The sequence below is a fragment of the Collinsella sp. AF38-3AC genome (assembly GCF_003474365.1).
Taxonomy (GTDB): Bacteria; Actinomycetota; Coriobacteriia; order Coriobacteriales; family Coriobacteriaceae; genus Collinsella.
In genome coordinates this window covers 25243-49132 of sequence record NZ_QROM01000001.1, presented here as the reverse complement: position 1 = coordinate 49132, position 23890 = coordinate 25243, and the positions used below count along the sequence as shown (strand labels likewise).

The following is a 23890-nucleotide window of genomic DNA, read 5'->3' as shown; positions in this document are numbered from 1 at the left end:
TCCACCGCAACTGATGGGCGGGGTGGAATTGAGGGCTCAGATAGTCAGTCATGCCCTCATCCGCCACCCCCTCACCTACAGCGCGCCGTCCAGCATAAGATTCACCTTGAGCACGTTGACCGTGGGCTCGCCGAACATGCCGAGGAAACGGCCCTTGGTGCACGCGGCGATGATGTCGCGCACCTCGTCCTCACTTTTGCCCGTGGCCTTGGCAAGGCGCGGAACCTGGTACTCGGCGGCATCCGGAGAGATCTCCGGGTCGAGGCCGGACCCCGAACACGTCACCAGATCGACGGGCACAGCGTCCATATCGGCATCGGGGTTGGCGGCGCGGATCTTCTTCACGCGCGCATCTATCAGCTGCCGATACTCCTCACTCGCCGGGGACAGGTTGGACGGGGCACCATACGCCATGAGCTCGCCGTCTTCGCCTTCGACAATTGATACGTTCTGGATACGACCCCACATGTGGGCTTCGTCATCGAAGTTCTGGCCGATGAGCTCGGAACCCACAACCTTGCCGTCGACCGTAATGAGCGATCCGTTCGCCTGGTACGGAAACGCAAGCTGCGCGACGCCGGTCACCACGAGCGTGTATCCCAGGCCGCAGACGATGGTAAACAGCGCGAACACGCCAAGTGCGCGCGATGCGATACCTTTGAACATACAAACCTCCGTCTACATCATGCCAATGCCGAACAAGGCCAGCAGTATGTCGATAATTTTGATGAATACGAACGGCGCCACGATACCGCCCAGACCCCACACCAGCAGGTTGTGGGTCAGCAGCTGGCCGGACGAAAGCTCGCGGTACTTCACGCCTTTCAGGGCGGCAGGAATCAGCGCGACGATGACCAACGCGTTGTAGATAATGGCGGACAGCACGGCAGACAACGGGCTGGTGAGCCCCAGGATGTTGAGGGCGTCCAACCCGGGGTAGATCGGCGAGAACAGGGCCGGGATGATAGCGAAATACTTGGCGACGTCGTTGGCGACCGAGAAGGTCGTGAGCGAACCGCGGGTCATGAGCAGCTGCTTGCCAATACGCACGATATCGATGAGCTTGGTGGGGCTGGAGTCGAGGTCGACCATGTTGCCGGCCTCCTTGGCAGCCTGGGTGCCCGTGTTCATGGCCACGGCGACGTCCGCCTGGGCGAGCGCCGGTGCATCGTTGGTGCCATCGCCGGTCATAGCGACCAGGTGGCCCTCGCGCTGGAACGCGCGGATCCTCTCGAGCTTGCCCTCGGGGGTGGCCTCGGCCAGGAAGTCGTCAACGCCGGCCTCGGCGGCGATTGCCGCGGCGGTGAGCGGGTTGTCGCCCGTCACCATGATGGTCTTGATGCCCATGCGGCGCAGGTCGGCGAACTTCTCCTTAACGCCGGACTTGATGATGTCCTTGAGGTACACAACGCCCAGCACGCGGCAGTTCTTGGTCACGACCAGCGGGGTGCCGCCGGCCTTGGCGATGCGTTCGACGGCCTCGTCGCACTCCTGGGAGAACACGCCGCCGGCTGCCTCCACATAGGTGCGCACGGAATCGGCAGCGCCCTTGCGGATCTCATTGCCCTCGTAGTTCACGCCGGACATACGCGTTGCCGCGGTGAACGGGATGAACTCCATACCCTTATCCTCGAGCGTGCGGCCGCGCAGACCGAACTGCTCCTTGGCGAGCACGACGATGGAACGACCCTCGGGGGTCTCGTCGGCCAGCGAGGAAAGCTGAGCGGCATCGGCCAGCTCCGTGGGATCGACGCCGTCGACCGGGATGAACTCGGCGGCTTGGCGGTTACCCAGGGTGATGGTGCCGGTCTTGTCGAGCATGAGGATGTCGACGTCGCCGGCGGCCTCGATGGCGCGGCCGGACATGGCCAGCACGTTGGCCTCGTTCAGACGGCTCATGCCGGCGATGCCGATGGCGGACAGCAGCGCACCAATGGTGGTGGGCGCCAGACAGACGAGCAAGGCAACGAGCGTGGTCACAGCGGTGGGGTTCGCCATACCGTTGAGCCCTGCAGAGAAACTCGAGTAGCAGTACAGTGCGAGCGTCACGAGGATGAAGATGACGGACAGAGCAACCAGAAAGATCTCGAGCGCGACCTCGTTGGGGGTCTTCTTGCGGGCGGCGCCCTCGACCATGGCGATCATCTTATCCAGGAAGCTCTGGCCAGGCTCGCTGGTGATTTTCACCACAATCCAATCGGAAAGCACGGTAGTGCCGCCAGTGACGGCAGAACGGTCGCCGCCAGCCTCGCGAACCACGGGTGCAGACTCGCCGGTGATGGCCGACTCATCAACCGAGGCGGCACCCTCGATGACATCGCCGTCTCCCGGAATCTGCTCGCCGGCGCGCACGACCACCAGATCCCCGCGTGAGAGCTCGGTACCGGGAACGACCGTGAAGCGGTCCTTATCCTCGACGGACTCGATGCGATGGGCCTCGACGTCCTTTTTCGCCGCGCGCAGGGAGTCTGCCTGCGCCTTACCGCGGCCCTCGGCAAGTGCCTCGGCAAAATTTGAAAAGAGGTCGGTCAGCCAGAGAATGACGGCAATGGCGATCACATAGTACGTGGGGACGCCGGCGTCCTGTACCCCAAAAATAGAGGCGATGGCCAGAATGGAGGTCATGGCGGCCGAAAGCCACACCAGGAACATAACCGGGTTTTGGACCTGGACACGGGGGTCAAGCTTGGCAAATGAATCGCGCACCGCGCGGCTCATCATGTCTTTTTGCATAGCCATAAATCTGCGACTCCTTTACGCAACCATCTGGAAGAATTCGGCAACGGGACCAAGCGCCAACGCCGGGAAGAAGCTCAGGGCGCCAATCAGCAGAACGACGAATACCAGCAGAAACACGAACATGGCATTGGTGGTGGAAAGCGTGCCGGCGCTCTCGGCGACCTTGCCCTTCCCGGCCAGCGAGCCCGCAATGGCGAGCGTGCCCACAATCGGCAGGAACCGCGCGAACAGCATCTCGATACCCAGCAGCACATTGATCCACGGGGTGTTGCAGTTCATGCCTGCAAACGCCGAGCCGTTGTTGCCGCCGCATGAGGTGAAGGCATACAGCACCTCGGAGAAGCCATGCGCCCCGCCGTTGTTGAGTTGGTCGACAAGACCGGGCACCATGCAGGCGATAGCGGAGCTCACCAGAATGGCGAACGGAGTGGCGAGACACAGAACCACCGCCCAGCGCATCTCGGTCGGCTCGATCTTCTTGCCCAGGAACTCGGGCGTGCGGCCGACCATAAGGCCGGCGATAAACACCGTGAGGATGGCGAAGCCGATCATGCCGTACAGGCCGCAGCCCACGCCGCCGAAGACGACCTCGCCCAGAGCCATCTGGAGCATCTGGACAAAACCGCCCAGCGGGGTGTAGGAATCGTGCATGGAGTTAACCGAGCCGTTGGAAGCGGCGGTGGTGTAAGCCGACCACGTGGAGGAGGTGGCGATACCGAAGCGGCTCTCCTTGCCCTCCATGTTGCCGCCGGCCTGGCCGTCGGCCATCTCGATATTGACCGCTCCGTCATCGGCCAGCTGCGGGGTGCCCGCATGCTCGTTGACGGCGATGATGCCGGTGAAGATCACCAGCAGGATGAACATGGCGGCAAAGATGGCCTTGCCCTGCTTGGTGTTCTTGACGCCGATACCGAAGGTGAAGCAGCAGGCAGCCGGGATCAGCAGCAGGCTGGTCATCTCGATGATGTTGGTGAAGGCACTGGGGTTCTCATACGGATGGGCGGAGTTCACGCCGAAGAAGCCGCCGCCGTTGGTACCGGACTGCTTGATGGCGACCTGAGGAGCCGCAGGACCCTGGGGCAGGAACTGCTCGGTGACCACGCGCGCGCCCTCGACAACCTTGCCGTCGACCTTGACCGTATCGCCCTCGATCTGGGCGCCGTCGATGACGCTCCAGCCGCCGTCTGCATTAGGCTGGACAGCGACGGGCTCTACGAGCTCAGCCTTCTGAGCCGGCTGGAAGTTGGAGATGACGCCACCGGCAGCCAGGCAGATGCCGAACACGAGGTTCAGCGGGATGAGCACATACAGGACGGTGCGGGTGAGGTCGACCCAGAAGGAACCCAGACCCTGCTCCTTGACCTGACGGAAGCCGCGGATCAGCGCGAACATGACCGCAATACCGGTGCCGGCGGACAAGAAGTTCTGCACGGTGAGGCCCATGAACTGCACAAGGTAGGACAGGGTGGTCTCACCGGAATAGGATTGCCAATTGGTGTTGGTTATGAAGGAAGCGGCCGTATTGAACGACAGGTCCCATGACACACCCGGCAGGTGCTGGGGATTGCCTGGCAAGAAGGGCTGAAGCGCCTGGAGTGCCACAAGGGCCACGAGGCCGATCCCCGAAAAGACCAGCACGCTCGCCAGATAGCGCCTACACCCCATCTGCTCTGCCGCGTCGATGCGAAGCAGACGATAGACGCCACGCTCCACAGGAGCAATCACAGGCGACAGGAACGTATGCTCGCCATCCATGATATGGGCCATGAACCGACCGAGCGGAACGGCCAGGACGACGAGCACGGCAAAGTACAAGATGTACTGAATCGCAGCGTCCATAGTTTACGAATCACTCCTCATCAGAATGTAGATGTCATAGATAAAGAGTCCAATGCAGACGACTCCGATAATGGGAATGAGGATGTCCATTACCGCCCCTTTCACGCGCGGTCCGATGTCTCGGACGCCTGCTCTCGCAAGCGTCTGGGGACAGTAAACGCTTCTAGGGATTAAAGAGGCGTGAGGGCTGGGGCTCACGACCTTAAGATGCCGTAAAGATGCAGGTAGAAAGCACTATTGCGGCTGCAGTGCGCCTATACTCGACCTCGCGAGCATACAGTGGCGCCCTCGCCGCGTATGCACGCATGGACAACGCTTCAGAAAGGCTACGCTATGCAGCGCGACGCATCGGACACTCGCGTCAATCCAGACCTCATCCTAAAGGCAATTGAGAAAGACGAGGTCGCCGATGACGCTCGAACCAGCCGGGGACACCTCAAGATTTTCTTTGGCTACGCTGCTGGCGCAGGCAAAACCTATGCGATGCTTCAAGCCGCCCACGCCGCCAAGCGGCGAGGTGTCGACGTCGTCGCGGGATACATCGAGCCGCACGAACGTCCGGCAACTGCCCATCTTGCACAAGGGCTTGAGAACGTGCCCTGTAAACTCATCGAGCACAACGGCATTGCGCTCAGCGAGTTCGACCTAGATGCGGCTATCGAACGCGCCCCTCAGCTCATCCTTGTCGACGAGCTCGCCCATACGGATGCACCGGGGTCTCGCCACGACAAACGCTATCAAGACGTCGAGGAACTTCTACATGCGGGCATCGACGTCTATACGACCGTGAACGTTCAGCATATCGAGAGCCTAAACGACATGGTTGCATCCATCACCGGCGTTGTCGTGAGCGAACGAATCCCCGACCGTATCTTCGATGATGCCGACCAGGTCGAGCTCGTCGACATAGAGCCCGAAGATCTACTTGAGCGCCTTCGCGCCGGCCTCGTCTACCGTCCCGCACAAGCCGACCGAGCGCAACAGCATTTTTTTACCGTCGAGAACCTCACCGCACTCCGAGAAATCGCGCTGCGCCGCTGCGCCGATCGCACCGGCTACCTCACAGACGCCGCACGCGTACTGGGAAACCGTGACTACTACACCAGGGAGCGTATCTTAGTCTGTGTCTCCCCGGCGCCGACCAATCCCCGCATCGTCCGTGCCGCCGCACGCATGGCGAAAGCGTTTCGCAGCGAGCTCGTCGCCCTGTTCGTAGAGAGCCCGCGCGCGCAGGCCATGAGCGATAATGAGCGCGCCAAGCTTGCAGCCAATATCGCCCTGGCCGAACAGCTCGGAGCACATATGGAAACCGTCTATGGCGACGACATCGCGTTTCAGATCTCCGAGTTCGCGCGCCTGTCGGGTATTTCGAAGATCGTCATGGGGCGCACGGGCGAGCGTAGCAGCGTCCGTCAGGCCCTCTTCGGCCGCAAATCTCTCGTAGAACAGCTCATAACATTCGCCCCGAACCTCGACATTTACATCATTCCAGACCAGTCGACTCCGCCCTCCCGGCCCGAAGAACGCCGCCGTGCGCTCGCCCTGCAGCCGCCCAGCAGCCGTGACGTGCTTCGCACGCTGGCCCTCTCTCTTGTCGCCACGGCGATCGGCACGGCTTTCCGCCATCTGGGTTTTGCCGATTCCAGCATCATATCCCTCTATATCCTCACGGCCCTGCTGACCGCCGTCACCACGACGGGGCGCATCTGCACGATCGTATCGAGCGTGCTCTCTGTAGTGCTTTACAACTTCTGCTTCGTCACGCCTCTGTTTTCGCTCGCCAGCTACGACCGAAGCTATCTGGTCACGTTCGGCATCATGTTCGCTACCGCTATGGTCGCCGGCGAGTTAACTGCGCGCATCGCCGACAACGCCCGGACCTCCGCCGAGAACGCATTCAAAACGCGCGTACTCCTCGAAACGAACCAGCTCTTGCAGCAAGCCCATAGCGCGGAGGAGTGCGCCCGCGTCGCCATGAACCAACTCATCAAACTGCTAAAACTCGACGTGGTCTTCTACACCGCCGAACACGGCACGCTCGGCAAGACGCTCTATGAGTCCGCTGGCACCGAAAACCGATCCGCGTCGCTGCTCACCGACTACGAGCGCGCCGTTGCAACCTGGACCTACACCAACAACAAGCGCGCGGGCGCAAGCACGCGGACCCTGCCTGAGGCGCGCTGTCTCTACCTCGCGGTTCGCACCGGCGACAAGGTATTCGGTGTCATCGGCATCGCCCTGGAGGGGCGCGAGATCGAAGCCTTCGAGCATTCGATCGTCCTATCTATCGTAGGTGAATGCGCCTTGGCGCTCGAAAGCGACCGAGCAGCGCAAGAGCGCGAAGAAGCTGCGGTCTTGGCGAAAAACGAGCAGCTGCGCGCCAACCTTTTGCGCTCCATCGGCCACGATTTGAGGACACCCCTCACGGCTATATCCGGATCTGCGGCAATCCTTCGGAAGAGCGACGAGAAGCTCAGCCTCGAACAACGCTGCGATCTTGCCGATGCCATCTACGACGACTCCCTCTGGCTTATCGATACCGTGGAGAACCTCCTCGCCATCACACGCGTCGAGGACGGCACCATTCGCCTCAACTTCACGTCCGAGCTCATCGACGAGGTCATCGAGGCCGCCCTCAGCCATGTCGCCCAAGCATCGCATGGACGTACCGTCACCATCGAGCACACTGACGACATCCTGCTGGTACGCATCGACGTCCATCTCATCATGCAGGTGCTTACGAATCTCATCATGAACGCCTTCAAATACACGCCCGAGGACTCGACTGTCACCATCAGCGCACGTCGCGAGGGCGCGTTCGTCGTGGTGGACGTCGCAGACGATGGGCCGGGTGTGGCAGACTGCGACAAGCCTCATATCTTTGAGCGCTTCTTCACCTCAAGCAATACGCAGCCCGTGGATTCGCGTCGAAGCATCGGCCTTGGGCTGTCGCTTTGCCGCTCCATCGTGGAGGCGCATGGCGGCGTCATCGAAGCTCGCGACAACCACCCCCATGGGGCCGTCTTCCGTTTTACCCTGCCCGCCGAGGAGATCGAGATTCATGAATAATGCCGCTAAGCCACGCATCCTCCTGGTCGAAGATGACCTGACCGTTCAAAACCTCGTTTCGACCGCACTTGACCTCCACGGCTACGTCGTGAGCAAAGTTTGCAACGGCCAGGCCGCCATCATGGATGCGGTGTCGCACGGCCCCAGCCTCATCATGCTCGACCTCGGCCTTCCCGACATTGACGGTATCGAGGTCATCACGAAGATCCGAAGCTGGTCGGCAGTCCCCATTATCGTCATTTCGGCGCGCACCGAAGATTCCGACAAGATTGCAGCACTTGACGCAGGGGCAGACGACTACCTCACCAAGCCCTTTTCTGTGGATGAGTTGCTCGCGCGCGTCCGTGCGAATTTGAGGCGCTCCTCGATGGCGTCGAGCGAGTCGACAGAAGCGAGCACGTTCGACAACGGTCCGCTGCATATCGACTACGCCGCGGGATACGCGACGAAAGACGGACGCGAGCTCTCGCTCACCCCAACCGAGTACAAATTGCTTGTCCTTCTGGCGAAAAACGTCGACAAGGTGCTCACCCACACCTTCATCACCCGCGAGATATGGGGCACGAGCTGGGACAGCGATCTGGCGAGCCTGCGCGTGTTCATGCGCACCCTGCGCAAGAAGATCGAGGCAGACCCCTCTCACCCCAAGATGATTCAGACGCACATGGGTGTCGGGTACCGCATGCAGCGTCTCTAGCCCACCCCACAAAAAGTTGCGGTGGAATACGGAGTAGATAAGGCCTTTGACAGCAAAAACAGTCCGTATTCCACCGCAACTGATGGGCGGGATGGAGTTAGAGGCCCAGGTAGCTGGTCATGCCTTCGACGGCGAGCTTGGCGCCCGCTACGGCATGGACCACGGTGAGCGGACCGTTGACCACATAGTTAGCGATACCCCAAAATCACTCTTTAACTCACCGCGCTCGCCCCCATATGTGCAAAGCGCCCCGCGAACGGATACTCGCGAGGCGCCTGGATGCCTGGATGTCCGGGCCTTATTTGATCCCGCGGCCCAAGTCTTCGGCAATTTTGTCTACGCCCTTAAGTGCGGCGCAGGTCTTTTTGTTGGAGCAATGTCCCGTGCAAACGCCACCTTGAGCGCAGTCGGCGCAGGTGCCCTTGCGATAAATGCGCACGCACACGGCGACAAACGCAATGGCGATAACGGCCAGCACAACAATATCGATAGGTGCCATAGAAAGCCTCCTCTAGTTAACCACCACTTACTTTACCCCATTCTCCACCTGCCAAAAAGGGACAGGTTTATTTTGGTCGGTTTTATCTGCGGAAACGTCACATCTTAACTTCTGGAGCAAAGCAATCTGTCCCCCATTGCACCAAAAAGCCCGAGTGTCGCTGGGACACCCGGGCTCGTGAAAAGGGGCTAATCCTTATTCGGACTTAGGCGGAAACCGTGGCAGAAGCGGTGTTGGTCTCGTCCTCGTCGGTCCATGCATGCTTGGGCATGGGACGGAAGATCTGGAAGAGCATCGCAGCCAGCAGCACGATGGCCACAACCGTCCAGATACCAAACTGCCCAAGAACAAGCAGGTTATAGAACTGGTTGATGAACAGGCCGATGACCCAAGCAAAGGCACACTCGTAGCCGATGGCAATCGCGGTCCACTTACCGGAGTTCATCTGGTTACGGATGGTGCCGATAGCGGCAAAGCACGGAGCGCACAGCAGGTTGAAGGCACCAAAGGCGACGCAAGCGCCCATGGTCGGGAACATAGCCGCAAACGCGGTCCACAGGCTCGGGTCGGTCTCGCCGGCGTCGGCAACGGACAGCAGCGAGCCGGCGGTGGCGACAACGTTCTCCTTGGCGACGAGGCCAGAGACGGTCAGTGCGGTGGCCTGCCAGGTGCTAAAGCCGAGCGGGGCGAAGATCCAAGCGACCAGGTTGCCGAACATGGCAAGCACGGAGTAATCCATGAACTCCTCGGGGATGCCCTCCATGGAAGGCAGGTAGCCAAAGGCGCCGTTGTAGCTACCAAAGTTGGAGAGGAACCAAACGACGACGGTGGACGCAAAGATGACCGTGCCGGCCTTCTTGATAAAGGCGAAGCAGCGCTCCCACACGTGCAGCGCCCAAGAGCGGATCGCCGGGAAGTGGTAAGCGGGGAGCTCCATAACGAACGGCGTCGGGCGGCCGGCGAAGAGCTTGGTCTTCTTGAGCATGAGGCCCGAAGCGATGACGGCAAAGACGCCCAGGAAGTAGAAGAGCGGGCTGATCCACGCGGCGGTGGTGGAAGAATCGCCGATGATGGAACCCATGAGCAGGGCAATGATCGGCAGCTTGGCGCCACAGGGAATGAACGTGGTGGTCATGACCGTCATGCGGCGGTCCTTCTCGTTCTCGATGGTCTTGGTGGCCATGACGCCGGGGACGCCGCAGCCCGAGGACACGAGCATGGGGATAAAGGACTTACCGGACAGGCCAAAGCGGCGGAACACGCGGTCCATGATGAAGGCGACGCGGGCCATGTAGCCGCAATCCTCCAGGAAGGACAACATCACAAAGAGCAGGAACATCTGCGGCACGAAGCCGAAGATGGCGCCCAGGCCGCCGACGATACCGTCGCAGACCAGCGAATCGACCAGGCCACCGTCCTCGGTGCCGCCCGCCACGAGGGCATCGTGCACCATGGTGGTAATACCCGGAACATACGGGCCGTACTGTGCCGGGTCGATCGAATCGGCAGCGTCCTCGCCCACGGCCTCGACGGCCGCATCGTAGGCGTCGCGGCCCTGACCGAGCACGTACCAACCGTCGGTGCCAAAGAGCTGGTCGTTGGTGAAGTCGGTCACCGTACCGCCCAGGGTGGAAACGGCGATGTAGTACACGCAGAACATAATGACTACGAAGATCGGCAGGCCCAGAATGCGGTTGGTAACCACACGGTCGATCTTCTCGGAAGTGCTCATCTTGGCCGGAGCCTTGGTGAGGCACTCATCGACGATGTGCGCGATCACACCATAGCGCTCACCGGTGATGATGGACTCGGCATCGTCATCGCAATCCTGCTCGCACTGGGCGACCAGCTGCTCCACACGAGCCGCCTTCTCCTTGGTGAGGTTGATGAGTTTGCAGGCATCCGTATCGCGCTCGAACAGCTTGACGGCGTAGTAGCGACGCTTGCTGGCGGAAACGCTCGCAGGCAGGTTATTCTCGATGTGGTCCAGAACGTCCTCGATGGAGGAATCGAACTTGTGCTCCGACACCTGGCCCTTGGAAGCAGCGGACTTCTTGACCTGCTCGAACAGTTCCTTGATGCCCTTGTTCTTGAGGGCCGAGATCATCACGACCGGGCAACCGAGCTTCTTGGAGAGCTTGTCCGTGTCGATCTTATCGCCGTTCTTCTCGACCAAGTCGGCCATGTTGAGGGCGACGACCACGGGCAGACCGGTCTCAATGACCTGAAGTGCCAGATACAGGTTGCGCTCGAGGTTGGTGGCGTCGACGACCTGGACGACGACATCGGGCTCGCCGCTCATGAGGTAATCGCGCGAGCATTGCTCCTCGGGGCTGTAGGGGGAAAGCGAGTAGATGCCAGGGAGGTCCGTGATGGTAACGTTCTTGTCGCTTAGGAGCTTGGCTTCCTTTTTCTCAACCGTGACGCCGGGCCAGTTGCCAACGTAGCCGTTGGCGCCGGTGATCAGGTTGAAAAGCGTGGTCTTGCCGCAGTTGGGGTTACCCGCAAGCGCGACATGGATCTGAGAATCCGCCATTCAATCCTTCTTCCTTGTGTGCCCGCGCTGTCATCTCCGCGCAGGTTGGATAATGTGCTTCAAAGATGCTGCATTAAGTTAGAAAAACCTAACTTTATATGCAGAAATACACGCCGCGAGCCCTTACTGAACCTCGACGACGGCCGCTTCCTCCTTGCGGATGGAAAGCTCGTAGCCGCGCACGTTGATCTCGACCGGATCACCGAGCGGCGCAACCTTTACGACCTTGAACGAAGTGCCCTTGATGAGCCCCAGGTCCATAAGGTGGCGGCGCAGCGCGCCCTCACCGTGAAGCTTGACGATGGTAGAGCTCTCGCCTACCTTAACGTCACCCAACGTCTTCATCCTCTTGTCCCCCTTTCGGTTTTAATGAAATGCTGCGGACTAACCGACGGTCATGATGTGCATGGCAACCTTGGAATCGATGCCAAAACGTGCGCCCAGCACGGTGACGATGATATTGGCACCACTCGAGCTCACCACGTGAATCTCGCTGCCCTCGACAAAGCCAAGGTCCTTGAGGTGGTGCTTCATGTCCTCATTGCCCTTTACCCGAGACACGCGCACGGTTTCGCCCGCCTTTACCATCGAAAGCGGCATGGCCGGCATCTGCGGTCCGCAAGACATGAGTGAGCTCCTAACGTCGGTTCGTCCTCAACATCGACGCGGTAAAAGTTAACCACGTCTATGTTCGCTTTAGTAAACTAACATGTGGTTAACTTTTTTGAAAGGGTCTCTATTCAGTTTTCGAAAAAGTTTCCTATACGAAACAAAAGAGGCACCGCAAAGAGCGCCTCCTAGAGATGTGACAAAGGGACTGTCCGCAGTCCCTTGTTGCGTTTAGAGCGAGAGGTTTCTGATCGACGTGACGCACGAGGCCTCGTCTACGCCCGAAACGCGAAAGACGATGTCCTCGCCACATTCGCCGTAAAGCGCCATGAGGCCCATCACGTCACGGCCATCGGTATGGCGGTCGCCGATGCTGACCGACACGTCGCTACGATGCTTGGCGATAATGTCGTAGAGTAGCGCGACCGGGCGGGCATGCAGTCCCAACGGATCTTTAATCGTCTTTGTAAACTCGACCATGTCCCCTCCCGCGGTATCGCTCATTCGGCTGGCAAACCCAGACACGTGGTAGTTATTGTAGCGTTAGATAGTTGTTGCGACTCGCCAAAAGCTCGACCGGAAACTGCGTCCCATTATTTGGCTGGATTCTGGGTTGCGGCTTCCCAAGGGGCCCTGTTTGGGAAACTGCAACCCGTTCTGGACGCAAATTCCGGGTCGCAGTTTCCGCAGAGTGCCTCAAGCGGAAAGCTCATCCCACCTTGGACGCAAATTCCGGGTCGCAGTTTCCGCGGCGCCCGGTCATCCCGGGCCACCGCAGCATCGGCGCATAAAAAGCGAGGAAAGGCACGCGTCCTCCCCTCGTTACGGGCAATATGTAGCCGCTCGCCTACATCAGGCGCAGGCTGACGTCCTTGAGCTGGGCGCCGGAAACGGCACTCGGGGCGCCCGACATGAGATCGGAGCCACTGGCCGTCTTGGGGAACGCCATGACGTCGCGAATGGAGTCGGAGCCGGTGAGCAGCATGCACACGCGGTCCAGGCCCAGGGCGAAGCCGCCCATCGGGGGCGCACCAAACTTGAGCGCCTCCATGAGGAAGCCAAACTGCGACTCGGCACGCTCCTCGGTAAAGCCCAGGAGCTTGAGCATGGACATCTGCATCTCGGCGTTGTGGATACGCATACCGCCGCCACCGGCCTCAAAGCCGTCCATGACAAAGTCGTAGGTGCAGGAGCCGGCTGCCAGCGGATCGGCCTCAATCTTGGCGATGTCGGTCTCGGTCGGCAGGGTAAAGGGCTGATGCTCGGCTGCATAGGCCTTGCGGTCCTCGTCCCAGTGGAACAGCGGGAAGTTGACGATCCACAGGAAGTCGTGACCCTCGCGCTTGATCTCGAGCGCGTTGGCCATGTGGGAGCGCATGCCGCCCAGGATCTCGTCGGAAAGCAGGCGCGGGCCGGCGGCGAACATCACGAGGTCGCCGGGCTCGACGTCCATGCGCTCGCGCAGAGCCGCCATCTCCTCGTCCGAGAAGAACTTGACGATGGGGCTGTTGATGGAACCGTCCTCGCGGAAGGCGATCCAGGCCAAGCCCTTGGCGCCAAACGTGGAGGCCACGCCGGCGAGTTTATCGATCTTGGCGCGGGCCCAGGCACCGGCGCCCTTGGCGTTGATGGCCTTGACGACGAAACCCTCCTCGTTTGCGGCGGTCGCAAAGACCTTGAACTTGGAGTTGGCAAAGATGTCGGTCAGGTCGACCAGGTGCATGCCATAGCGGGTATCGGGCTTGTCGGAGCCATAGGTGTCCATGGCCTCCCAGTAATCCATGCGGCGCAGCGGCGTGGGCATCTCGACACCCATGCGGCCGAAGGCATCGGACAGGACCTCTTCGAGCGCGCTCATGACATCGTTCTGGTCCACGAAAGACATCTCGATATCGACCTGGGTGAACTCGGGCTGACGGTCGGCGCGCAGGTCCTCGTCGCGGAAGCACTTGGCAACCTGGTAGTAGCGCTCGACGCCGCCGACCATGAGCAGCTGCTTCAGAAGCTGCGGGGACTGCGGCAGAGCGTAGAAGTTGCCCGGCTGGATGCGGCTGGGAACGATGAAGTCGCGGGCGCCCTCGGGCGTGGACTTAAACAGGGAGGGCGTCTCAACCTCCATGAACTCACGGTTGTGCAGTGCCTCGCGAATGGCAAAGGTGAAGTCGGAGCGCAGCTTGAGGTTGGCCATCATCTCGGGACGACGGAGGTCCAGATAGCGATAGCGCAGACGGGTGTCCTCGCTGGTCTCGATGCCATCCTCGATCTGGAACGGCGGGGTGACGGACGTATTGAGCACCTCGGCATGGTCGGTCAGGACCTCGATCTCGCCGGTGGCGAGCTTGGTGTTGGTGGTCTCGTCGCCACGGGCGCGCACGACGCCGTGAATCTTGATGGGCCACTCGGGACGCATGGTCTCGGCGATCTTAAAGGCATCGCCGTCAGAATGCTCAGGGTCGAAGGTGAGTTGCGTAATGCCCTCACGGTCGCGAAGGTCGCAGAAAATAAGGCCACCGTGGTCGCGGCGACGGCTCACCCAACCGGTGAGGGTGACCTCTTCGCCCACGTTCTCGCGGCGAAGCTCGCCGCAGGTACGGGTGTGCATGGAATGCTCGTCGATGGGACGGGTCTGGCTCATACCAGTGATCCTCCTTTATGGATCTGTGCCGCCCCGTGTCGTTCCGGGCGGCGTCGTACAGATTCGCCCGGCCTGCGTAAACCGCGCAGCCGGACATGGCGTTCTATCTTATCGCACCCGCGTCGATGTGCCGCGAAAAAGTAGCTCCTGCCCAAAGACTTGACGGAGACGAAACAATTGGCGCACCGCGACTGTCGCCGAGGCGCGCCGCGTGCGACAATGTGCCCCAATACAACTGCACCCGGAAAGGCCCAACATGTCTGCACGCCTCATCGTTATGGATATCGACTCCACCCTCATCAACCAGGAGGTCATCGATCTTTTGGGTGAGGAGGCAGGCGTGGGCGAGCAGGTAGCGCAAATTACCGAGCGCGCCATGCGCGGCGAGCTCGACTTTAAGCAAGCGCTCGAGGAGCGCGTGGGGCTGCTTGCGGGCCTGGACGAGAGCGTGTTCGAGCGCACCTTTGAGCGTGTGACGTTTACCCCCGGCGCGTTGGAGCTTGTGCGCTCGGCGCACAGCAAGGGCTGGAAGGTCGGCGTGGTAAGCGGCGGTTTCCACGAGGTTGCCGATAAGATCGTGGCTGCCGCGGGCATCGACTTTTGCCTGGCCAACCGTCTGGAGGTCGTAGACGGCAAGCTCACCGGAAGACTGGCGGCAGACATCGTGACCAAGGAGTCCAAGCTTATCCAGATGCTGGATTGGGCAGTTGAGTGCGGCGTCGATATGGCCCACACGGTCGCTATTGGCGACGGCGCCAACGACATCCCCATGATTCAGGCCGCGGGCACGGGCATCGCGTTTTGCGCCAAGCCCAAGACGCGCGAGGCCGCCCCGTTTGCCATCGACGAGCGCAACCTGATGCTCGCCATGGACATCATCCTGCGTGACTAGCCGATTCGTCTAACAATTGAATCAGTCTGTCCTATAGTTTCCGAACAATTTTATCTTAGTGTTCGGAAATATACCCTTTGAGTGCTAGACTTTGCGCCGTCGAAGGGAACATATATATGGATAAGCGAGATCTTGAGCAATTGCTGAGCGATGTTGCCGGCGGGGCAGTCACCCCTGCCGACGCCCTCACGCGCATCCAGACGGCTCCGACCGCCGATCTGGGTTTTGCGCAGCTCGATCTTTCACGCGGGGTACGCCAGGGAGCCGGCGAGGTTATCTACGGCGCCGGTAAAACCGCCGGGCAGATTGCCGCCATTATCGAAGCGCTGCGCGATGCAGGCCAGGAGCGCATCCTGGTCACGCGCTTGGACGCCAAAAAGGCCGCCCGTACCTCGGAATTTCTCGGCAACGGCATCGACCTGGGATATGTCCCGGACGCACAGCTCGCCCTCGTAGGCGGCAAGCCCTCCCCCACCGGCAACGGACGCATCGTCGTCGCCTGCGCCGGTACGAGCGACCTGCCCGTCGCCGAAGAGGCGGCACTGACGGCCGAGTTCTACGGCAATGAAGTCGATCGCCTCTACGACGTAGGTGTCGCCGGCTTGCACCGCCTGCTCGCTCATGCTGAGGAACTTGCCCAGGCGCAGGTGGTCATCGCCATCGCCGGCATGGAAGGCGCCCTGGCAAGCGTCATCGGCGGCCTGGTGAGTTGCCCGGTCATCGCCGTTCCCACCAGCGTGGGCTACGGCGCGAACTTTGGTGGCGTGGCCGCGCTGCTCGCCATGCTCAACTCCTGCGCCAGCGGCGTCTCGGTCGTCAATATCGACAACGGCTTTGGCGCCGCCTATCAGGCAAGTCTTATCAATCATCTGAGCGCCGGCACGCCCTGCGCCCGCTAAGGAGCATTCCATGTCCAACCACCAGCACACGCTTATCATCGACGGAACCTCGGGCATCAGCGGCGATATGACCGTCGCGGCTCTGCTCGACCTGGGCGCCAGCGAGGAGCACCTGCGCGAACAGCTCGCCACGCTGCCGGTCGACGGCTTTACGATCGCCGTGACGCGCGTAAACAAGCATGGCATCGACGCCTGCGATTTCGACGTCCAGCTTGCAGAGGAGCTCGAGAACCACGATCACGATATGGCCTGGCTCTACGGCAACGAAGCAGCTGTCGAGCATATGCATGAGCACCACCATCATGACCATGACGAGCACGAGCACGAACACTGCCACGAGCATGGCCATGAGGCTCACGGTCATGGCCACGAGGGCCACCATCACGCCCACCACCATCACCACCGTTCTTTGACAGACGTCACCGCCATCATCGACGGCTCGCAGCTGAGTGGCGGTGCCAAGCGCCGCGCTCTCGCCATCTTTACCGCGCTGGCTGCCGCCGAGGCCAAGGCACACGGCAAAACGCCCGAGACCGTCATGTTCCACGAGGTGGGCGCCGTCGACTCCATCGTCGATGTCTGCTCGGTCGCCATCTGCCTCGACGACCTGAGCATTGAAGACATCGTGGTTGAGTCGCTCTCCGAGGGTCACGGTACCATCCACTGCGCCCACGGCCTTATGCCCATCCCGGTGCCCGCCGTCGTCAACCTATGCCAAGCAGGCAATATCGCCCTCACGCCCGCACCGGTCGCCGGCGAGCTCGTGACGCCCACGGGCGCCGCCATCGTCGCCGCACTGCGCACGTCCGAGCACCTGCCGGCCCGCTACCGCATCGAGGCCGTCGGCTACGGCGCCGGTAAGCGCCCCTACGAGGGTTGCTCCGGTACGCTTCGCTGCCTGCTCGTTCACGCAGACGCATAGCCATGGATGCCCGCAAGGCCAAAAGCCGTGCCGCGATCGTCGCGGCGTTCTCCGAGCTCCTGTGCGAGGAAGATTACGGCAAGATCACTGTCGGCGACATCATCGCGCGCGCTCACGTAGGCCGCGCGACATTCTACGGCCTCTTTAAGAGCAAAGACGACCTACTGTCCGAGCTCGTGAGCGACATCTGTACCCACGCCCTCGACGACGATGGCACACCGCTCGACGACCCATTCGTGCAGGTCGAGCATATCCTTAGCAACCTGTGGGAACGCCGTCAGGGCGTGAGGGCCCTTGTAGCCGGCGCCGGCTCACGCGTCTTCGCCGACAGCCTCCGCAAGACCATCATGTCGCTCGCGGCCGAAACCGTCCCCATCGATCCCACAGGCCCAGCCGGCACCATGGACCGCAGCTTCCTCCTCCATCACATAGCCTCAAGCTTCGTAGGAATGGTCCAATGGTGGGCCTGGCACAACTTCCAATCCAACAAAGCCGACGTAGCCAAAGACTACCTCTCAGCCATACAGCCCCTCTTCAGCTAAGTAAGACGCCACCCCAAAGCGCCATCCCAACAAAGCGCCCACCCCATCCCCAAGTTACGCTTTCTTGTAAGAGCACCCAAAAAACAAAGCGCCCCTAACATCCAAATTCAGATATATATGTTGGGTTGCTTGTTCCAATCCAACTGGATTCCCGCAGGGTCCGGCATAGGTTAACTTTCCGCCGCATTCCGCAGGACGCAAGAAGCTCCCGCCGCACGAAGTGCGCAGCGGGAGCTTCTTGCATGTCCGAGGACGCGGCGGAAAGTTAACCTATGCCGGACCCGGACGTTATATCAATTGCCTTCGACTAGAACATACCCAAGAAGCCATGCACAAACAGCGCGGCCACAACAGCACCGAAAAACGGCGCAATGCCAGGAACAAGCAGGCCATACTTCCAGTTGTTGTCGGCCTTGTTCTTAATCGGCAGCACCTGATAAGCAAGGCGGGGACCAAGGTCGCGTGCCTGGTTCATGGCGAAGCCGGTGATGCCGCCCATGCCCATGCCAACGGCCCAAACGATCAGGCCGACGCAGATAGCGAGCATCAGAACGTTCTCACCAGCGCGGCTAGCGGCAGCAAGGATGGCGCTGATGAACACAAAGGTGCAGATGGCCTCACAGAAGAAGTTGCGGGCATAGTTCGTACCCTCGGTGGTGGGGTTGGTCGAGAAGATGTTGCGCTGGGCAATGGGATCGACGACACCCTCGGAAGCCTTGAACTCATCGGCATACATAAACCAAGTGATCACAGCACCCACAAAGCCGCCGAGCATATCGGCAAGCATGAAGGGGATGCAGTTGCCCCACGGCACCAGACCGACGATGCACTGGGCAAGCACCATAGCGGGGTTCATGCACACGGCGCCGCCAAAGACAAACAGGCAGACCGAGATGCCAAAAGACCAAGTGGTGATGGCAAACATATGGCCAGAGCCCTGATACTTGGTGCCTTTGAGCACGGTATCGCAGTGCACGCCCACGCCAAAGACGATCATGAGGGCCGTCGCGCCGAATTCGCAGAGGAGTTTGGTAAGCATAAAACCTTATCTTTCTTATTGGTTACAAACGATTCGTTTAAGCCGCGCACTAGTGCTGGGCGACGACAACACCCAGGCCATCGGGGATGACGGCGACCTTGGCGTCGGCACCCTTCATCTCAAAGGCGAGCTTGAGCGCCTCCTCGAGGGTGTTAACCGGCGTCATGTGCATATCCTTGAGCATCTGGTGGTCGCACAGGTCGGTAACCATGATCACAGGGTGATGTGCCAGGATGCGAGCAAAAATCTGGCTCGTCCACTGATCGGGCAGGGTCTCGTCCTTGGGGCGATCGATGCAGGCACGCTCAAACTCCGCCGGATCGTTGTCGGCGATGTTGTGATAGAAGCCCTCGCCGCCGTGACCGTCGGCGCAGCCGGCGACATCGATGATCACGCCGCCCTCGGGAAGCGTGGCCTCGGCAGCGCACATGCCCTTCACGGCCTGGTAGATGTTCTGGTCGAGCGGGTAACCACCGTTGGTGGTGATGGCAATCTCGCACTCGACGGGCTCAACGCCGGCAAGGCTCTTCACGAACTCGCAGCCAGCCTCGTGTGCCTTGTGGATGTCACCGGCAAAGGAGCCAATGACCTCGTGCTTGCCGTTGAGCACCACGTTAAGCACAAAGGCAAGGTGAGCCATCTCGGCAGCGGCGAACATATCCTCGCTCACGTGGTTGTGGCACAGGTTGCCGGCACGCGAATGGGAGTCGTTCACAAACTGACCGTTGTGGTTGTACATGATGGTCTTATAGCTGGCGATGCCGGGCAGGACAGACTTTCGGCTGCCAGAGAAGCCGGCAAAGAAGTGCGGCTCAATGAAGCCCTCGGCAAGAAGCAGGTCGCAATCGGCAGCGATCTTGTTGATGATGCACTCGCCACCAGAAGGTAGGGTGCCGATCTTCTTCATCATGCTGTCGTCGGTTGCGACATGCATAACGATTTCCTCGTTGGCAACGATGTCCTCGCCATACTTGTTGACGAGCTCCTCGTGCGTCGACGGACGGTGCATACCCGTAGCAACCAAAATACGCACACGAGCCTCGGGCGCAGCGGCATGAATGTGATGCAGCAGAATAGGCATCGTCACACGCGAGGGAACGGGACGCGTATGGTCGGAGCTGATGATGACGATGTTCTTTTTACCAGCACAAAGCTCCTCGAGCGAAGGTGAGCCATAAGGGTTGGCAAGCGACTCCTCTACCAGTTCTTCCTGCGATTTCGTAGTCTTAAACTCGTTTTGATGACCTTCCATCACACCCGCGAAGTTCTTGTCCTCGAGCTCCAGATGCAACGTCTTGTGGTCAAACGGCAGTTCACATTCAAACATTGACGAGCGCCCTCTTCCTTTCAACTGACACACTAGTCAAACCGTCGGAAGGATACGCCGTTCACCGAAAAACACCACCGTCCACCGACTCATTAACACAACGTTCATATTTGACCCACAACAAAACGACCGCGATCCCAAAGGGAACCGCGGCCGCTACAGTCGTAAGGCGAGAAGCGCCACATGCATCTCAATCCCAATCGATAAGACGCGAAGCGCGGAGCGCCAAACGCGCCGCCGGGACAAACCCCATCCAAAACGCGCGAAGCGCGCCATTCTCCCCTCAGCTGTAATCCCTGAAGACCGAGGCCGAAGGGGCCCAATGGGTTTCCCGCTGAATGCATTCCGCAGCACGAAGCCCTTTCCAAACGCGCGAAGTGCGCCATTATTTCCCCAGCCAGTAATCCGCCGAAGACCGGACATCGAAGGGTCCGCCATAAGTTTACTTTTAGGCACACTCCGCAGGACGCGAGAAGCCCTCGCCGCACGAAGTGCGCAGCGAGGGCTTCTTGCATGTCCGAGGACGTGCCTAAAAGTAAACTAATGGCGGGCCCGGACGACTACAGGGCTATCGATTACCCCGTGTTTTGCAATCCTGCCGAGACGCCGGTCACAGTCGAAAGAATCAGGCTCATGTACTCGGCCTTCTTCTCCTCGGCCATCTCGTCCTGGTTCATACGCACCTCGCGAAGGGCGCGGACCTGGGCGATGGACAGGGCATCAACATAGGGGTTGCGCACGCGAACGGCGCAGCCGAGCACGCGACGACGCTGCAGCGGCCACTCGTCACCGACGATGGCAAGGACCCACTTACGGGTGAGCTGCATCTCGGTAAAGACCTTCTCGGACAGATCCTGGCGATCGCCCAGGTGCAGATACATCTTGGCGATGCGCTGGTCGGTCTTGGCGATCGACATCTCGATGTTGTCGATAAAGGTGCGGAAGAACGGCCACTCCTGGTAGGCAGCCTTAAGCTGGTCAAGGTCGCCCAGCTGCTCGCAGGCGGTGCCCAGGCCGTACCAAGCGGCCAGATTGATGCGCGCCTGGCTCCAGCTAAAGATCCACGGAATGGTACGCAGGTCGTCAAGCGACTTGGCACCCAAGCCGCGCTTGGCGGGACGCGAGCCGATCGGCAGCAGACCGACCTCGGTCAGCGGCGTCACGGTCGAGAACCACGGTGTAAAGTCCTCGGTGTTCAGCAGGTCCAGATAGCGCTCATGGCTTACTGCGTTGAGTTTCTCGGCCATATTCCAGAACTTCTGCGTGGTCTCGGTGTTGGTCTTCTCGACACTCGGGGCCGACTGCAAAAGCGTTGCGGCAGCAACGGACTCAACATGGCGCTGAGCCAGCGTGCGGTTGCCGTAACGGGCAAAGATGACTTCGCCCTGCTCGGTGAGCTTAAAGAAGCAGTTGACCGAACCCTTGGGCTGCGCCAGCACGGCCTTGTTGGCCGGGCCGCCGCCACGGCCCACGGCACCGCCGCGACCGTGCATGAGCACCAGGTCGATATCGTTCTTCTCGGCCCACTTGGCGATGCGCTCCTGCGCGGAGTGCAGCGCGAGCATGGCCGTGGTAGGACCGGCATCCTTGGAGGAGTCGGAATAGCCCAGCATGACCTCCATGCGGCGGTTGGTCTGGGCAAGGCGCTTTTGCACCACGGGCAGCGTGAGCATCTGATCGAGCACGTCGACACAGCCCTCGAGGTCCTCGAGCTGCTCGAACAGCGGGATCACGTCGAGCTCGGGGACATCCTCCTCGTGTGCAAAGGACAGGTGGGCAAGCTCAAAGACGTCGGCCACATGCTGGGCGCTCTTGGTGAACGAGATGATGTAGCGATGCGCCATCTTCTTGCCGTAGCGCTTCTGGATGGAGCCGATAGCGCGGAAGGTATCGATGACCTCGCGCGTCATGGGCTGCAGGTCGCCATGGATACCGTTCTCGTGGATATCCTTGAGGGCGCGGGCGTGCACCACGGAGTGCTGACGGAACTCCATCTCGACCATATGGAAGCCGAAGGACTCGACCTGCCAGATGATGGTCTGGACCGGGCCGTAGGCAGCACGGACGGCACCGCAGGCGGCCAGCGAGCGCTGGACGACACGCAGGTCCTCCAGGAACTCATCGGCGCTGTGGTACATGGTGTCGGTGATGCGACGCACGGTGGCGTTCAGACGGTCGGCCATGACGAGCATGACGGCGCGATGCGGCTCGTGCTCGGAGATCAGTTCAGCACGTGCGGTGTACTGGGCGCTCATCTCGACCTGATGGTTCCACAGGTTGATGAGCTCGGCAGACGGCTTGCTGTAGGTGGCCTCGAGCGTGAGGTTGCGGCCGATGCGGCGGCACTTGTCCTCGAGCTTGAGCACCATGTGGGTGAAGTACTTGGCGGCGACCTCACGGCTCACCTTGGCGGTGACGTTGGGGTTACCGTCGCGGTCGGAACCAATCCAGCTGCCGGGATGGAAGAACGCCGGGCACAGCGGCGGCACGGTACCGGCCTTGTCGCCCAGCACCCAGTCGTCAAAGCGACGATAGATGACGGGGATGACGTCGAACAGCGTGTTATCGAAGATGTCGATGATGGTATCGGCTTCCTCGACCGGCGTGGGCTTCTTGAGCGCGATGGGGCTCGTACGCACCAGGGCGTCGATCTCCTGCAGCATATGGCGCTCGTTCTCCACCAGGTCGGAGCCGCCCAGGCGCGGACGCTCCTCCAGCAGGTTGGAGATACGGCGAATCTTGCCCTCGACGGCCTTGCGACGGGCCTCGGTGGGATGCGCGGTAAAGACGGGATGGAACTCAAGCTTGCCGAGCAGCCCGTTGGCGCCCTCGACACCCAGCTCATTCACCAGCTGGTGATAGGCGACGGTGAGCTCGTTGGCGGGATCGACCTCGGTATCGGTCGACGCACCGGCCTCGCGCTCGCGCAGCTGCGCCACACGGTAGTTCTCCTCCGACAGGTTTGCCAAGTGGAAGAAGCTCGTAAAGGCGCGAACGATGACCTGCTGCTTATCGAGCGGCAGACTGTCGATCAGATCGACGACCTCGCGAAACGCCACGGCGGTGGGCTCGTCGGCGGTGGGCACGCCCTGCTCGTCGACGGCCTCGTCGGCAGCGCGGGTACCGGGGTTGCCGGCATTGGCCACAATCTCGGCCGACAGGATTTTGTCGAACAGGTCCGCGATCTCGGGATCATACTCGCTAAGCACACGACGCTCCAGGCGTAGGAACAACGCCAAATTGTCGCGCAGCTCCTCGGGGATCTCGATCTCGGCGAGACGCTCCCTGGACTCGGCATTCGAGCCGATTCGGTTAACGAGGCGGTTGACCACGGCAGCGACGCGCGCCGCGGCTTCGGGTACAGACTGGTTGCTTAGGTTCTCAGCCACGTTTCCTCCCATTCCTCCTTCTATGCACGTAACATGCGGTATTCATTATAGGCGCTTGAGAAATACTTTCGACACTGATTGCGCTTTACCACACAAAAGTATTTTCTGCATTGCAAGGGTTTTTGCCCTAAATGGTCGTATTTCTCGGTGGACGGCATACACAAACGGGGGCATTCCGCATAAATGCGAAACACCCCCGTAACAATCGCTCGCAATGAACGGGACACTCAAGCGGGTCCGCAGCTCAAAAAGATGCG

The 23890-nt window shown here is 60.6% G+C and carries 18 protein-coding genes; 6 read left to right on the top strand and 12 right to left on the bottom strand.

The annotated features are described in order from the left end of the window. Positions 1 to 75: 75 nt before the first annotated feature. The 3 genes from kdpC to kdpA are packed head-to-tail and all read right to left on the bottom strand — an operon-like array spanning position 76 to position 4578. Positions 76 to 666, bottom strand: coding sequence for a potassium-transporting ATPase subunit KdpC (gene kdpC / locus DW029_RS00185; RefSeq protein WP_117763597.1), 591 nt, complete (start codon positions 664 to 666; stop codon positions 76 to 78). A gap of 12 nt (positions 667 to 678) precedes the next feature. Then, on the bottom strand, positions 679 to 2739 hold the full coding sequence (gene kdpB / locus DW029_RS00180) for a potassium-transporting ATPase subunit KdpB (protein ID WP_118344963.1): 2061 nt from the start codon (positions 2737 to 2739) through the stop codon (positions 679 to 681). A gap of 15 nt (positions 2740 to 2754) precedes the next feature. Beyond that, a complete protein-coding gene (kdpA, locus tag DW029_RS00175; protein WP_118344962.1) occupies positions 2755 to 4578 on the bottom strand; it encodes a potassium-transporting ATPase subunit KdpA in 1824 nt (607 codons plus the stop codon). Between the two features lie 333 nt (positions 4579 to 4911). Between kdpA and DW029_RS00170 the strand changes: the two genes are divergently transcribed. Continuing rightward, positions 4912 to 7647 (top strand): sensor histidine kinase KdpD, encoded by a 2736-nt coding sequence (locus DW029_RS00170; RefSeq protein WP_117734670.1) that lies wholly within the window; start codon positions 4912 to 4914, stop codon positions 7645 to 7647. Then, entirely contained in the window at positions 7640 to 8344 is a 705-nt protein-coding gene (locus DW029_RS00165) for a response regulator (RefSeq protein ID WP_117583373.1), read from the top strand. The genes DW029_RS00170 and DW029_RS00165 overlap by 8 nt, the downstream gene beginning before the upstream one ends. Positions 8345 to 8642: 298 nt before the next feature. Here the strand turns inward: DW029_RS00165 and DW029_RS00160 are convergent, their stop codons facing one another. The 6 genes from DW029_RS00160 to aspS form a co-directional block, all read right to left on the bottom strand. Then, positions 8643 to 8843 carry a hypothetical protein gene (locus DW029_RS00160; protein WP_117637971.1) on the bottom strand — a complete coding sequence of 67 codons (201 nt, stop codon included), beginning with the start codon at positions 8841 to 8843 and terminating at the stop codon, positions 8643 to 8645. A 205-nt stretch (positions 8844 to 9048) separates the two neighbouring features. Next, positions 9049 to 11379 carry a ferrous iron transporter B gene (locus tag DW029_RS00155; protein WP_118344961.1) on the bottom strand — a complete coding sequence of 777 codons (2331 nt, stop codon included), beginning with the start codon at positions 11377 to 11379 and terminating at the stop codon, positions 9049 to 9051. A gap of 123 nt (positions 11380 to 11502) precedes the next feature. Next, positions 11503 to 11724 carry a FeoA family protein gene (locus tag DW029_RS00150; protein WP_006234774.1) on the bottom strand — a complete coding sequence of 74 codons (222 nt, stop codon included), beginning with the start codon at positions 11722 to 11724 and terminating at the stop codon, positions 11503 to 11505. Between the two features lie 39 nt (positions 11725 to 11763). Further along, on the bottom strand, positions 11764 to 12006 hold the full coding sequence (locus DW029_RS00145) for a FeoA family protein (RefSeq protein ID WP_040358815.1): 243 nt from the start codon (positions 12004 to 12006) through the stop codon (positions 11764 to 11766). Positions 12007 to 12219: 213 nt separating this feature from the next. After that, positions 12220 to 12468 (bottom strand): HPr family phosphocarrier protein, encoded by a 249-nt coding sequence (locus tag DW029_RS00140; protein ID WP_035136856.1) that lies wholly within the window; start codon positions 12466 to 12468, stop codon positions 12220 to 12222. Between the two features lie 367 nt (positions 12469 to 12835). Further along, on the bottom strand, positions 12836 to 14623 hold the full coding sequence (gene aspS, locus DW029_RS00135) for an aspartate--tRNA ligase (protein ID WP_118344960.1): 1788 nt from the start codon (positions 14621 to 14623) through the stop codon (positions 12836 to 12838). 256 nt (positions 14624 to 14879) lie between these two features. On the opposite strand from aspS, the gene serB reads away from it, so the two are divergent. From serB to DW029_RS00115, 4 genes are all read left to right on the top strand, one after another. Then, positions 14880 to 15515 carry a phosphoserine phosphatase SerB gene (gene serB / locus DW029_RS00130; RefSeq protein ID WP_117763591.1) on the top strand — a complete coding sequence of 212 codons (636 nt, stop codon included), beginning with the start codon at positions 14880 to 14882 and terminating at the stop codon, positions 15513 to 15515. 116 nt (positions 15516 to 15631) lie between these two features. Beyond that, the gene (larB, locus tag DW029_RS00125; RefSeq protein WP_117734675.1) at positions 15632 to 16414 is read left to right on the top strand and encodes a nickel pincer cofactor biosynthesis protein LarB; all 783 of its coding nucleotides are present in this window, start codon (positions 15632 to 15634) and stop codon (positions 16412 to 16414) included. Positions 16415 to 16424: 10 nt separating this feature from the next. Further along, positions 16425 to 17336, top strand: coding sequence for a LarC family nickel insertion protein (locus tag DW029_RS00120; protein WP_117734676.1), 912 nt, complete (start codon positions 16425 to 16427; stop codon positions 17334 to 17336). Between the two features lie 2 nt (positions 17337 to 17338). Then, entirely contained in the window at positions 17339 to 17878 is a 540-nt protein-coding gene (locus DW029_RS00115; RefSeq protein ID WP_117793993.1) for a TetR/AcrR family transcriptional regulator, read from the top strand. Between the two features lie 307 nt (positions 17879 to 18185). Here the strand turns inward: DW029_RS00115 and larD are convergent, their stop codons facing one another. The 3 genes from larD to DW029_RS00100 all read right to left on the bottom strand — a co-directional run bounded on the left by larD (position 18186) and on the right by DW029_RS00100 (position 23633). Continuing rightward, positions 18186 to 18917, bottom strand: a complete 732-nt coding sequence (gene larD / locus DW029_RS00110) for a D/L-lactic acid transporter LarD (protein ID WP_117793994.1) — start codon at positions 18915 to 18917, stop codon at positions 18186 to 18188. Positions 18918 to 18966: 49 nt separating this feature from the next. Next, positions 18967 to 20244 (bottom strand): nickel-dependent lactate racemase, encoded by a 1278-nt coding sequence (gene larA, locus DW029_RS00105; RefSeq protein WP_117793995.1) that lies wholly within the window; start codon positions 20242 to 20244, stop codon positions 18967 to 18969. Between the two features lie 575 nt (positions 20245 to 20819). Beyond that, positions 20820 to 23633, bottom strand: a complete 2814-nt coding sequence (locus DW029_RS00100; protein ID WP_369832054.1) for a phosphoenolpyruvate carboxylase — start codon at positions 23631 to 23633, stop codon at positions 20820 to 20822. Positions 23634 to 23890: the final 257 nt, after the last annotated feature.

Bases quoted from the DNA above. Each gene is read 5' to 3' on its own strand.
- DW029_RS00170 (WP_117734670.1), top strand. From the start codon at position 4,912: ATGCAGCGCGACGCATCGGACACTCGCGTCAATCCAGACCTCATCCTA.
- kdpC (WP_117763597.1), bottom strand. From the start codon at position 666: ATGTTCAAAGGTATCGCATCGCGCGCACTTGGCGTGTTCGCGCTGTTT.
- DW029_RS00120 (WP_117734676.1), top strand. From the start codon at position 16,425: ATGTCCAACCACCAGCACACGCTTATCATCGACGGAACCTCGGGCATC.
- larD (WP_117793994.1), bottom strand. From the start codon at position 18,917: ATGCTTACCAAACTCCTCTGCGAATTCGGCGCGACGGCCCTCATGATC.
- DW029_RS00140 (WP_035136856.1), bottom strand. From the start codon at position 12,468: ATGGTCGAGTTTACAAAGACGATTAAAGATCCGTTGGGACTGCATGCC.
- DW029_RS00115 (WP_117793993.1), top strand. From the start codon at position 17,339: ATGGATGCCCGCAAGGCCAAAAGCCGTGCCGCGATCGTCGCGGCGTTC.
- DW029_RS00165 (WP_117583373.1), top strand. From the start codon at position 7,640: ATGAATAATGCCGCTAAGCCACGCATCCTCCTGGTCGAAGATGACCTG.
- larA (WP_117793995.1), bottom strand. From the start codon at position 20,244: ATGTTTGAATGTGAACTGCCGTTTGACCACAAGACGTTGCATCTGGAG.
- aspS (WP_118344960.1), bottom strand. From the start codon at position 14,623: ATGAGCCAGACCCGTCCCATCGACGAGCATTCCATGCACACCCGTACC.
- DW029_RS00145 (WP_040358815.1), bottom strand. From the start codon at position 12,006: ATGTCTTGCGGACCGCAGATGCCGGCCATGCCGCTTTCGATGGTAAAG.
- DW029_RS00150 (WP_006234774.1), bottom strand. From the start codon at position 11,724: ATGAAGACGTTGGGTGACGTTAAGGTAGGCGAGAGCTCTACCATCGTC.
- kdpA (WP_118344962.1), bottom strand. From the start codon at position 4,578: ATGGACGCTGCGATTCAGTACATCTTGTACTTTGCCGTGCTCGTCGTC.
- serB (WP_117763591.1), top strand. From the start codon at position 14,880: ATGTCTGCACGCCTCATCGTTATGGATATCGACTCCACCCTCATCAAC.
- larB (WP_117734675.1), top strand. From the start codon at position 15,632: ATGGATAAGCGAGATCTTGAGCAATTGCTGAGCGATGTTGCCGGCGGG.
- DW029_RS00160 (WP_117637971.1), bottom strand. From the start codon at position 8,843: ATGGCACCTATCGATATTGTTGTGCTGGCCGTTATCGCCATTGCGTTT.
- kdpB (WP_118344963.1), bottom strand. From the start codon at position 2,739: ATGGCTATGCAAAAAGACATGATGAGCCGCGCGGTGCGCGATTCATTT.
- DW029_RS00155 (WP_118344961.1), bottom strand. From the start codon at position 11,379: ATGGCGGATTCTCAGATCCATGTCGCGCTTGCGGGTAACCCCAACTGC.